Here is a 12584-nt window from a genome sequence, read left to right on the forward strand (position 1 = left end):
TCTGGAATTTCGTGCGGTCAAAAATGTCCGGCTTCATTCATTTTTCAACACAAACTGTAATGAATTCGCCCCGGATACGACCAATGCATAAAATTAATCGTGGATATACTTACAACTTTTAGTCTATGAAGAGAGTTCTTTATGTTCCGGTCGTTTTGCTGGCACTTGGCGTGGCAGCATGCGGCACAAACAAACAATCTAAAACAGAAGCAATGGAAGCAAATCCGTTACTGAGTGAGAGCAGCCTGCCATACGGCGCTCCGGATTTCACCAAAATCAAAAACGAAGACTTTCAGCCTGCCATTGAGCAAGGAATGAAAGAACACATCGCCGAAATTGAAGCGATTGCCAACAATTCGGAAGAACCAACTTTCGAGAATACTTTGGTTGCCATGGAAAAAAGCGGCCAAACATTGACTCGCGCCTACGGCGTATTCGGATTGCTGTCGGGTGCTTACACCAACCCTGAAATTCAACGCATTGAAGAGGAAGAGGCACCAAAACTGGCTGCACACTCGGATGCCATTTACATGAATGACAAACTGTTTCAGCGTGTAAAAGCGATTTATGAAAACCGCGAAAATTTGGGATTGGACGCAGAATCGAAAAAGCTGGTCGAATACTATTTTCAGAAGTTCGAGCTAGCCGGCGCTAACCTTACCGATGAGGCAAAAGCCAAATTGAAAGAGCTGAACGCTGAAGAAGCAACACTAAATACGAAGTTTACCAACATCATGTTGGCAGCTGCCAAAGATGGAGCTTTGGTTGTGGACACCAAAGAAGAGCTGGATGGCCTTTCAGATGCTGAAATTGCCGCAGCTGCACAAAAAGCTGAAGGCGCTGGCATGGCAGGTAAATACATGATTCCAATTCTGAATACCACGCAACAACCGGCATTGCAATCGCTGAAAAACCGCGAAACACGCCAAAAGCTGTTCGAAGCATCGTGGAACCGCGCTGAAAAAGGCGACGAAAACGATACCCGCAAAATGATTGAGCGCCTGGCAGCACTTCGCGCAGAAAAAGCTCAACTAATGGGCTTCGAAAGTTACGCCGCCTGGAAACTGCAAAGCCAAATGGCAAAAACACCTGATGCCGCCGAGAAATTGCTGAAGCAACTGGCACCGGATGCAAGCGCCAAAGCTAAAGTGGAAGCAGCCGACATTCAGAAACTGATCGACAAACAAAACGGTGGTTTCAAGCTGGAACCATGGGACTGGGATTTCTATGCAGAACAAGTTCGCAAAGAAAAATATGATTTGGACGAAAGCCAGATCAAACCTTATTTCGAAATGTACAATGTGATGGAAAACGGCGTTTTCTACGCGGCCACTCAGTTGTACGGAATCACCTTTAAAGAGCGCAAAGACATTCCTGTTTATGCTGACGATGTGCGCGTGTTCGAAATCTTCAACGAGGATGGTTCTGCTATCGGCCTGTTCTATGTTGACTATTTCAAACGCGACAACAAATCGGGTGGTGCCTGGATGGGCAACATCGTAGAGCAATCGAAATTACTGGGCGACATGCCGGTAATTTACAATGTGTGCAACTTCCCGAAACCAGCCCCGGGCGAACCTGCACTCATCAGCTACGACAATGTAACGACCATGTTCCACGAGTTTGGACATGCATTGCACGGATTATTTGCTGCCCAGGAATATCCAAGCCTTTCAGGCACTAACGTATCGCGCGACTTTGTGGAGCTTCCTTCGCAGTTTAACGAGCATTGGGCATTGTACCCAACTGTTTTCGCGAACTATGCCAAACATTATAAAACCGGTGAGCCAATGCCGAAAGAGCTGGTTGAAAAAATCAAGAAATCAGCAACGTTCAACCAAGGTTATGCTTTCAGCGAATTCCTGGAAGCTGCCATCCTCGACATGGAATGGCACACCTTGAGCACCGACGAAAATGTAGAAGATGCTGACGCTTTTGAAGTTGCTGCATTGAAAAAGAACGGCGCTTACCTGGAGCAAGTTCCTCCGCGCTACCGCTCAAGCTACTTTAAACATGTATGGGGTGGCGGTTATGCTGCCGGATACTACGCTTACTGCTGGGCCGAGGTGTTGGACAACGACGCTTATGCCTGGTTTGAAGAAAACGGCGGACTGAGTCGAGAAAACGGACAGCGCTTCCGCGACATGATCCTTTCGCGCGGCGGTACTGAAGACTATGGAACAATGTTCCGCGACTTCCGCGGCAGTGACCCGGACATTAAGCCATTGCTGAAAAACCGCGGCTTACTTTAATATAGACGGATATAGTGAGGCCGGACAGGTTTCGACCTCTGATACTATAACACAATTCCGAAACACCCCTCACCAGTCGGAAAATTTCGGAATGACATTCAACCACACAATAGAAAATCCGGTCTCTTTCGGGAGAACCGGATTTCTTTTTGCTTCCTGTTTAATTGATAAAAAACTATTGCTGTGCGTATCTATTTCGATTCAATAACCTGCGGACTAGGCATAACCAAGGCCAAAATCACGTAAACGAGAACCAGGAACGGATTGAAAAAACTGAAGATTCCCCACAGAATCCGGACAATCAACGGATCCAGTTCCGGGCTGATGTATTCTGTAATGCCGCCACAAACGCCGGCCAATACACGATCGTAAGATTTTATAAGTCGTTTCATAGTGTTAGTTTTTTAGATTGTTGGATTACCAGATTATTGGATCTTTGGACTGCTGGATTATTCGATTGTTCGATTTTCTGAAATCTAACAATCCGAACATCTGTCAATCTGATAATTATTTATGCGCGGTCATATCCAGACCTATTTCCTTGATACCATCGAGGTCTTTCACTTTGAAGTCGCCGTAAAACGAAATCCAGAAGCACAGGTCCGACTCTTCATCACCGCCAACCAGCACGTGAAACTCCGTGGCCTTTTTGTTGTTTCCAAGCATCCAGATTTGAGCGTTATCACTTTCGTTACTCTCAACCAACTTGTAGGCTGAAGGCAGAAGATCGCTTGACTTCCGGCAGAATTCCTTCACGCCCAACTGTCCTTTCTCCGGGTTGTAGGTCATGAAACGAATTTCCTGAATATCGCCCTCAACGTTTTTCCCTTGATCATCCAAATCAATATTGAAGGCGTCGTTCATACTCTTATTGAAGGCAAAATAAATGACGCCGGGTTTGTTCCGGAAGGTATCGAACAACTTATCCGACTTACTTTGTGCCATCAGGCTGCCACCCGCAAAAAGGGAGACCAGGATTAAAAGAATGCTTATTCGTGTTTTCATGTTTTCGGCTTTTAAGGTTAGTGTCCTGCCGGAGTTTGGCCGAAGCCGCCCTCCGGGAACAAAACTTCAGGACACAAAATCGGGTATGATCTATTCGTTTGCTTTTGTTTCTTTCATTGTTAAGCCATCCGGCTTCATTTCCCAGTATTTCCCAACCATATCACCATCCCAGGTGTTCGATACGTTTTCGATATCATAGATGATTTTTACCATATCGTCATCCAGGTAGATGGCTTTTCCTTCGGGTACTTTCAGTGTCAGGTCAACTTCCTGGCCCAACCAGCGTTTGCCTTCCTGCAAAGTATAGTACGGGTCGAAGGTTAAGGTAGAGTCCTTCTGCGTGAAGTTGTAGACAATTTCCTGTACTTGCTGATTGGCTTCTTCTTCACTGCCTCCACGCGATTTCTTACGAACAATCAGAACAAAATCGTCGGTATTGCTCTTTTCTACATCGAAGCGCGGACGTCCCAGTAACATGGCTTCGCCGTCTTTCTCCACCAGCTTCATGCGGTCCAGATCGAGTGAGCGTTTGTAAGCTGCGCGGTAGTCGTCGGCATTCAGCTCCAGGTAAAGTGTCTTCATGTTTTGCTCCGGCAGTACCACACTTTGACTAACGGTTGTCTTTTCCTTGTAATCGTCCACCTGGCTCAGCGATACAACCACAACAGTGATCAATGCTACCAACCACACGCCAAGACCAGACAGCAGGATGATTTTGTTATTCGATTTATAGCGGAAGACAATTTTGGTTCCGATATAAAGAATGGCCAACAGAGGAATGCCTACCAGGAATGCGATCGCGATCATCAAAATGGTAATCGATGTTGGTGCAATAAAGAAGTGCGCCATTTCGGGTACTACAACGTGCCCTCCCCAGTGGCTGATCCACGGTGCCGAACTTACAACGGAGTGACCGACCACCATGGAGATGATGAAGCCGAGCAAACCAAGGAATCCGATCAGGATCATCAGGGCTCCGAGCACAACGCCCAGAATTTTCAGAAATACTTTGAACACGCTGTAAACAATCTCGCCAAAACGCGATACGTGTTCACGGCCTTTATTATACGAATCGGAACTCCGGAAGCGATTATAACTTTCTTTCACTTCCTTTACTTCCTCCTTTATCGACTTTTCTATGTTGGATACGGTAGCCTCCTGTCCACGCATTTCCAATCGTTGAGCAGTGGTTTTCGCTTTCGGTACAGCAATCCACAGTACAATGTAGATAATCAGCGCTGTTCCGAACGATGCGAACAGTAAGATCACAAAGATGATGCGAAGAATAACCGGATCGATGCTGAAATAAGCACCCATACCCGAGCAAACACCACCTAAAACGCGGTGATCGGGATCGCGGTACATGCGGCGTTTAACACGTTCCTGGGTTGGTTGCGAATCGGCTTTTTCTTTGCTCTCTTCGTCAACCTCTTCGCCCTCGGCTTCCAGAAAGTCTTCGGGTTTACCCATGCGGGCAATTACCTCGTCAACCCATTCTTCAATAACCACATCTTTTTCTTCGGTTTCCATTTTTTTACTGAAGAGCTCCGCAATGCGGGCTTCAATATCCTGGAGGATCTCGCGGCCGTCAGCATCCGCCCCGAAATGGGCCGTCAGCATGTGCAAATAGTTTTGCAGTTTTTGGTAAGCATCTTCATCGATGTGAAAAACACTGCCGCTAATATTTATGGTGAATGTCTTTTTCATTGTTTCGTATTTTGTGTATTCAGTTTTGTTCCCTTTTCTCTTTATACTGCTTTTCGCGATTTGATCGTTTCAACAGCGTCAACCAATTCACTCCACGATTCGCCCAGTCCTTCCAGGAATTGCTTTCCTTCATCGGTCAACTCGTAATATTTTCGCGGCGGTCCCTGTGTTGATTCTTCCCAGCGATAGGCCAGCAGACCGTCATTTTTAAGCCGGGTCAACAGCGGGTAAAGTGTTCCTTCAACGACAATCATCTTCGAATTTTTCAGCTCATCAATGATGTCACTAGCGTAGAGGGGCTTGCCATCCAGCACCAGCAAGATGCAGTACTCCAAAACCCCTTTACGCATTTGTGCTTTTGTATTCTCAATTTTCATAGTTACTCCCCTTTCTTCGTCAGTATTATATTCTCTTTCGTTCGCTCTTATACCCTCTTTTAGTTATTGAAGAAGCTCGCGTCGCACATCCAAGCCTCTACTGGTAATTCTTCGTCCAGTTCTTTTGCATAGCGGCTGGTAAAGTAATCAGCTTCGGTCATCCAGCTTTCGATTTCCAGTTTTTCATCTTGTGCAACCTGGTTGAAAATGTTAGATGCTCCGAAATATTCGTCGTTGGTCATCCAGCTTTCAACGGTCAAAGGTGAATCGGTTTCTTCGTTGATTGAAAATGCAGCAGTGTTGCCTGTAGTCGGAAGTTCAGTGGCTTCACCGGCGTTGCTTTCATCAACCAGGATTAAAGCCATTTTACCAAAACTGTTGTAACTCAATAATTCTTTCCAAAGATCTTGTGCGCTTACGGTGAAGCTCAATAAAACTACGCTAGCCAAAACGGCTGCTGCACGTAACAATACTCCTGATAATTGATTGTTTCTGTGTCCTGTTGTGTTGTTTCTAGTTTTCATGATGTGTCCTCCTGCTTGTTTCGTTTGTTTTCTTGATGTTTAATTGTTCTGTTTCGTTTTGCTTTGAGACTTTGTCTGTTTCTGTTTCTATTGTTGTTTCTGTCTTTAAGACGACTGCTTTTCTGTTTCGTTACACTTGATATAGAACTTTTTTAAAACTATTTCTATTCTTTACCCTGAATTCGGTATTACAAATATACAACCATTAAAAGCTACTTTGCAATACATAGTAGTATATTTTTTGAAAATATTTTTAGCCAAAACCACTAAGCACCTGTTTTACTGCATCTTAATGAGTAATAAAAATTTCTGGATTTTTGACGAAGACAGTGATTTTCAATGAAAATTGATCACTATTAGGGATTCAGAGGTCAATGAAACCGGTGAGAAAATCTTTGAAATACCTTTAAAACATGAAAATCCGGTAATAAAAACACCGAGATTTTCGTCATCATTCTTTAATATTTTAGCGTTTCCCGTCGTGTTAACTCTTATTTAAATTGGTTCTATCCTTAACCGTTGCTTAACATTTCTTTCATTATAAGTGGGTTCCTTTGTTAACCAAACAAGCTACCTAACTCAATCTCAAATATTAACTGTTGATGAACGGTTGATAAAAACAGATCTAAACAGCAAACATTTGAATTACAAATGAATTAACTTGGAAGTAATTCACACTAATACTTACACTTACATTCTATGAAAACACAACTTTTAAAGCTTGTCTTTCTAGCCTTATTCGGCTTAATCTCATTGGTCTCCTTTTCTCAGGGGACAGTAAAAGGTAAAATTTTAGATTCTAAAACAAACGATCCACTGGTTGGAGCCAGCATCGTAAAAGCAGGAACGACTAACGGTACAATTACCGATTTCGATGGTAATTTCTCAATGACGCTTCCTGAAGGAAAAAACACGATCCAAATCTCGTTCATCGGGTACGATCTTTTTGCAAAAACGGTAACTGTAACAAACGGCCAAACAACCGATCTGGGTACCGTTAAATTAGAAGCAAGCGCCATTGCCATGGACGAACTCGTGGTAATTGGTAAAGGGGTAATCGACATGGAAGAAGACCGCAAAACTCCGATTGCTGTTTCGACCATTACAATTCAGGAAATTCAATCGAAAGCTGTTGGTAACGTTGAGTTCCCTGAAGTAATGAAAAACACGCCCTCTGTTTATGTAGCCAGCCAGGGTGGTGGTTTCGGTGACTCAAAAATGTTCTTGCGCGGTTTTAGCCAGGCAAACACAGCCTTCTTGTTGAATGGTCAGCCAATCAACGGTATGGAAGATGGTTTGATGTACTGGTCGAACTGGGCAGGTATGACTGATATGGCCAACGCCGTTCAGGTACAGCGCGGTTTGGGTTCTTCGAAATTGGCCATCTCTTCTGTTGGTGGTACAGTAAACATTGTAACCAAAGCGACAGAAAAACAAAAAGGTGGTTACGTTCGTCTGATGAGCGGCGACAACGGTTATGCAAAAGGAACAATCGCATACAATACAGGTATCAACGATAAAGGTTGGGGTTTCTCAATGATGTTTGACTACTGGAAAGGTGACCGCAAATACTTTGATGGTACAAGAGGTAAAGGTCAAAACTACTTTATTTCTATTGGTAAAAAAGCCGGTGCCTCAACATTCAACCTGTTATTATTAGGTTCTCCTCAATGGCACGACCAAAACTATACAAAGTCATTGACAACTGTTTATAGTGGCACAAATATCAAAACTCCTGGTTACGACATATTAGGTAAAAAAGGAAACTCAAACTATGGCTTCCTTGATGGCGAATACCTGTCAATGAGAAGAAACTACTACCACAAACCGGTAATGAACTTCAACTGGGACTGGAGCATTAACGACAAATCAAACCTGTCTACCGTATTGTACGCCTCTTGGGGGCGTGGTGGTGGTACCGGTAACTATGGAAACTCTCCGGGTTATATCACTGGTGGTTATGCTTCAAACGGTCGCATCGACTGGGACGCTGTGGTTGACTATAACGGAACAATCAGCGGTGGCATCGCTAGCGGATACAACGGTATGTTGCTGAGAGCTTCTGTAAACAACCACAACTGGTATGGTTTGGTAACCAACTACGAAAACAAAATCAGCGAAAACTTTACTGCCAACGTTGGTGCAGACTTCCGTTTCTATAAGGGAACACACTTCCGCGAACTTACTGACTTGCTTGGAATGGACGGCCGTTCTGAAACATTCGCGGGTGAAACACGTGTAGTTTCAGCTACTTTCAATCCAAATCCATGGGCTTCTTTGTTCAAATATGCTGATGAAGACGAAAGAGTTGACTACGACTACGACGAGGTAATTAACTACCAAGGTATCTTCGGTCAGGCAGAATGGAACAACGACGTATTCTCTATTTTTGTGCAGGCGGCAGCGTCAAACCAACAATACAAAGGTATTGACCGCGGTAACTTCACAACTGAACAAGAATCTGACTTTGTAAACAAGATGGGTTACAACATCAAAGGTGGGTTGTCTTATTCTATTAACGCGCAAAACGTAGTTTTCGCGAACATCGGCCAATATTCTCGTCAACCGTTCCGCGATGCTATCTTCACAAACTATGATGACGAAACAGAGTATGACACATCTGTTGACAACGAACACATTTTCAGCATTGAAGGCGGTTACAAACTGGAACTGGCAAAATTCAAATTAAATTTGAACGCTTATTACACAAAATGGGATAATCGTTTCGAATCATCAAGTGGCTCTGACTATACAGTAGGTGGAGTAACTTACACTGATGTAGACTACCTGATGCCAAACATTGGTGAAGTTCACTCGGGTGTTGAATTGGATCTTCGCTACCGCCCAACCGCAGCTTGGTTAGTTAAAGCCTACACCTCAATCGGCAACTGGAAATACGACGGATCAACTCCGGTTAACGTAAGAGATGAAAACACTTCTTCTGTAGTTGACAACTTCGAAATTGACCTGACAGGTTCAAAAGTTGGTAGTGCACCTCAATTCTCAGGAGGTATTTCAACCAGCTACGACATCATCATGAACAAGTTCATCGTTGATTTGGACTGGAACTACTACGACAAGCTGTACGAAGATGTTGATGCTGCTGATGTAGCTGAAGCTTCATTGAACGGTGAATCATATGAACCGGAAGAAATTAACAGCTACGGACTGATCAACATGGGAGCTACTTACAAATTCAATTTGGCCAATAGTAACTTCAACCTGAGAGCTAACGTTTACAACCTGTTCGATAAGGAGTACTTCACTCAAAAAGACTCTTACGGTTACATGTACGGACTGGGAACAACGTTTAACGTTGCTTTGAGATACAACTTCTAATTACAGAAAGCTATTTCAGACCACATACAAAAGAGGTTTTCCCGATTGGGAAAGCCTCTTTCTTTTTACCAAATTGCACTTGAACAAGGGCAAAAACCTATACCCAACCGCAAAATTTTGAACCCCTTAGCTGGAAAACAATTCAGCCTGTTATGTGTTTTTTGAATAGGAATTTGTAATTTTGCGCCCACATTTTTTTAAAGCACAAGGAGCAAACAAAATGGAAAGAGAACAGATACAAGTTATGTTGGAACAAAACGGCCACATTGTTGAACCAATTAATCCGAAACTGAAATTGGTTGAAGAAATTAACCGTTTGAAGAAGGAAAAGAACGCTGTTATTCTTAGCCATTACTATGTTGAAGGCGATTTGCAGGACATTGCCGACTACGTTGGCGATAGCTTGCAACTGGCACAGGAAGCGGCCAAAACAGAAGCCGATATGATTGTTTTTGTGGGCGTGCATTTTATGGCCGAAACTGCGAAGATTATCAATCCAACGAAAAAAGTGATTTTGCCCGACCTGAAAGCGGGCTGCTCTTTGGCCGAATCTGCTCCGATCGAAAAATTCAAAGAATTCAAAGCTCAATATCCCGACCACAAGGTCATTTCGTACATCAACTGTACTGCCGACCTGAAAACGGTTACCGATGTGGTTTGTACTTCGTCTAACGCAGTGAAAATCGTTGAGAGTTTCCCGAAAGACCAGAAACTGATTTTTGCGCCCGATAAAAACCTGGGGAATTACCTGAATAGCCTGACCGGACGCGACATGGTTTTGTGGGATGGCGCCTGCATGGTTCACGAGCAGTTTGCGGTTGAAAAGATCATCGACCTGATGGATGAACACAAGGATGCCGAGTTCATTGCTCATCCCGAATGTGAAAAACCGGTGTTGCTGCTGGCCAAACACATCGGATCAACATCTTCACTGTTAAAATATGTGCAGGATAGTCCGTCGAAAAAATTCATTGTAGCGACCGAGAGCGGTATTTTGCATCAAATGAACAAAGCTTGCCCGGATAAAATTTTCATTCCGGCACCTTCGAACGATTCAACCTGCGCCTGCGCCGATTGTTCGTACATGAAACTCAACAGTTTACAAAAACTGTACGTCTGCATGAAACACGAACAACCTGAAATTCAACTTCCTGACGAAGTAATTGCCGAAGCACAGAAGCCAATTAAACGCATGCTTGAAATCTCAAAATAAGGGACAAAATCGTCCCCTTTTTTTATCAACACAATTCAACTCTTGCCAGCAAGCGCTGTAAACCTATGGGTTACAAAGGTTTTTGAACAGTGATTTGTTAATTAGTTTTTTTGCGAACAGTCTAAGGCCCCTATCTGATTTCGTAACTTCGTAATAACAGAAAATTATGCGATTATGCCGTACAGAAGGTTACCGAACACAGATCAAGCCCGGATGCGAGCGATTGAAGCCGCTCTGGAGAAAGGGAAGCGAGTGCCTATAAAAGATCTCGCCTTTAGCTATTTAAGTCTGGAGAAACTCCAATCAATCTACCCTCGCCTGTCGGGTGCTATCCGACAGTTGAATGCGGCCAAACAAAACCAATTTGACAAATCGCGCGAATACGGAGAGATCTTTAAAAAATCGAAACTATACCTGACCCACTTCATCCAGGTGATGTCCTTTGCCATTATCCGGGAAGAAATGAAGCCCGACGTTCGGAAATACTACGGACTGGATCCGAACACACAACGTTTGCCGGCATTAAACCTGGAAAAGGACGTTTTGGAATGGGGCGAAAAAATTATCAAAGGCGAACAACAACGCTGTATGCAGGGTGGAAGCCCGATCTACAGCCCGTCAATAGCCTTGGTTAAAGTTCATTTTGAATCGTTTATTGAGGCCTACCGCCATCAGAAAATGCTGCAAAATATTACCAACCGTGCCTCGGACCAAATGAACCAAATCCGCGACGAAGCGGACAAACTGATTCAGGAAGTCTGGAACGAAGTTGAAGAGAAATTTGCCCTTCTTCCGGATGATGTGAAGCGCGACAAAGCAGCCAACTACGGTGTGACTTACGTTTACCGCCCGTCCGAATTGAAAAAGATGGAAGCCGACAAGCTGCAAACGAACCTGTTTTAGGGCTGGCTCACAAGAACAAAACGACAACACGTCACGCAACAATCATTGTTGTCAATCATAGTCATTAATGGTCATTTATTATTCTAAGAATAGTGAATGACTATTTTTTTGTTTCGTCGATATCGGATACAGGGTAATAAAAATCAGATTCTTCCGCCAGGCCTGCAGGCACTACATCAACCCGCATCTTTTTCATGCGATAAACCAACCAAAGCGTAGCTGCCATGCTGACTAGCGCAATCGGCCAGTAATAGGAAATCCCGGCCGAGAAATCCGGATCCATTACTTTCTCCAATTCGCTTTCACCACTGGTCGCGCTATAAAGCGTCAATACGCCAACCGCGTTGTTCACAAAGTGTGCTGCAACCGGAATCCAGATTGAGCCACTATACACCAGGAAATAACCAAACATCGCCCCCAACAGCATACGAGGCACAAAACCGAAGAACTGCATGTGCAAGGCACTGAACAGGAAAGCCGAAATCCAGATTCCCCAATGGTAATTGCGGGTCATTTTGGTGAAGATTTGCTGAATCACGCCGCGGAATAAAAACTCCTCCCCCAGTGCCGGAATCACAGCAATCATAAATAGGTTGAACAGCAAACCTCCGGTGGTTTTTACTTCAATAAATTTCTGAATGGCAACTTCCGCCTGATCTTCCATGCTTCGCATCCACTCTTCTACCCCCGAAAGCCAATCGGGTAAGCTCATCTGCTGATTCAAATAACCAACCACAGATATGAAAGGTGTCACAACCAAAAGTGCAAGAATCGCAATCATCAGTAAAGGCCAATTCATCGGACGGCGCATCGACAAATATTCAGCGAAATCGCCGCAGTAAAGAGCTCCGATAATAAAGGGTGGCAAAACAAACATCCCGATCGACTGCACAACCTGCAAATATTTCAAAACCTCAATATGTTGCGGATTATCCAGGTCGGCCTGCGTCAGCGTATTCAGCATCAAATCAAGCCCAAACAAAGGAATTGCAGCCAGCGTGGCAACAATCATTGTAACGATAACCGATACCAAAACAACAAACAGGGCCATGAAAAACTGGGAAACAGAACCCATTCCCCGAAATGCAGTAAAAGCCATAAGATTGATTTGCGTTTATTCAATTCCCAAATATAGAAAATAGTTGTCAGTGATCAGTGGTTAGTCCCAGTGATCAGTCGAAGTCTCCGGCAACCAACTCAAAACTCATAACTCGTAACTAAAAACTCACTTAAAAAAAAAAAAAACGATGCCCCGGGGTTCAAC

The 12584-nt window shown here is 44.0% G+C and carries 10 protein-coding genes; 4 read left to right on the forward strand and 6 right to left on the reverse strand.

Annotated elements, in window-relative coordinates; genetic code table 11:
* Positions 1-125: 125 nt before the first annotated feature.
* A complete protein-coding gene (gene dcp, locus BC643_RS12095; RefSeq protein ID WP_120273331.1) occupies positions 126-2252 on the forward strand; it encodes a peptidyl-dipeptidase Dcp in 2127 nt (708 codons plus the stop codon).
* A gap of 191 nt (positions 2253-2443) precedes the next feature.
* Here dcp and BC643_RS12100 read toward each other — a convergent pair whose 3' ends face one another.
* The 5 genes from BC643_RS12100 to BC643_RS12120 form a co-directional block, all read right to left on the reverse strand.
* Positions 2444-2644, reverse strand: a complete 201-nt coding sequence (locus BC643_RS12100) for a PspC domain-containing protein (RefSeq protein ID WP_120273332.1) — start codon at positions 2642-2644, stop codon at positions 2444-2446.
* 115 nt (positions 2645-2759) lie between these two features.
* Positions 2760-3257, reverse strand: coding sequence for a DUF4252 domain-containing protein (locus tag BC643_RS12105; RefSeq protein ID WP_120273333.1), 498 nt, complete (start codon positions 3255-3257; stop codon positions 2760-2762).
* A gap of 90 nt (positions 3258-3347) precedes the next feature.
* A complete protein-coding gene (locus BC643_RS12110; RefSeq protein ID WP_120273334.1) occupies positions 3348-4964 on the reverse strand; it encodes a PspC domain-containing protein in 1617 nt (538 codons plus the stop codon).
* Positions 4965-5005: 41 nt separating this feature from the next.
* On the reverse strand, positions 5006-5341 hold the full coding sequence (locus BC643_RS12115; RefSeq protein ID WP_120273335.1) for a PadR family transcriptional regulator: 336 nt from the start codon (positions 5339-5341) through the stop codon (positions 5006-5008).
* 59 nt (positions 5342-5400) lie between these two features.
* Positions 5401-5865, reverse strand: a complete 465-nt coding sequence (locus BC643_RS12120) for a hypothetical protein (protein ID WP_147377213.1) — start codon at positions 5863-5865, stop codon at positions 5401-5403.
* A gap of 699 nt (positions 5866-6564) precedes the next feature.
* Here BC643_RS12120 and BC643_RS12125 point away from each other — a divergent pair.
* The 3 genes from BC643_RS12125 to BC643_RS12135 all read left to right on the forward strand — a co-directional run bounded on the left by BC643_RS12125 (position 6565) and on the right by BC643_RS12135 (position 11320).
* The gene (locus tag BC643_RS12125; RefSeq protein WP_120273337.1) at positions 6565-9204 is read left to right on the forward strand and encodes a TonB-dependent receptor; all 2640 of its coding nucleotides are present in this window, start codon (positions 6565-6567) and stop codon (positions 9202-9204) included.
* 220 nt (positions 9205-9424) lie between these two features.
* On the forward strand, positions 9425-10417 hold the full coding sequence (gene nadA, locus BC643_RS12130) for a quinolinate synthase NadA (RefSeq protein ID WP_120273338.1): 993 nt from the start codon (positions 9425-9427) through the stop codon (positions 10415-10417).
* A 174-nt stretch (positions 10418-10591) separates the two neighbouring features.
* Positions 10592-11320 (forward strand): hypothetical protein, encoded by a 729-nt coding sequence (locus BC643_RS12135; RefSeq protein WP_120273339.1) that lies wholly within the window; start codon positions 10592-10594, stop codon positions 11318-11320.
* Positions 11321-11420: 100 nt separating this feature from the next.
* Here the strand turns inward: BC643_RS12135 and BC643_RS12140 are convergent, their stop codons facing one another.
* Positions 11421-12419, reverse strand: coding sequence for a CPBP family intramembrane glutamic endopeptidase (locus tag BC643_RS12140; RefSeq protein WP_120273340.1), 999 nt, complete (start codon positions 12417-12419; stop codon positions 11421-11423).
* Between the last annotated feature and the right edge of the window lie 165 nt (positions 12420-12584).

Origin of the sequence: Mangrovibacterium diazotrophicum (genome assembly GCF_003610535.1) — a bacterium.
GTDB classification, from domain to species: domain Bacteria; phylum Bacteroidota; class Bacteroidia; order Bacteroidales; family Prolixibacteraceae; genus Mangrovibacterium; species Mangrovibacterium diazotrophicum.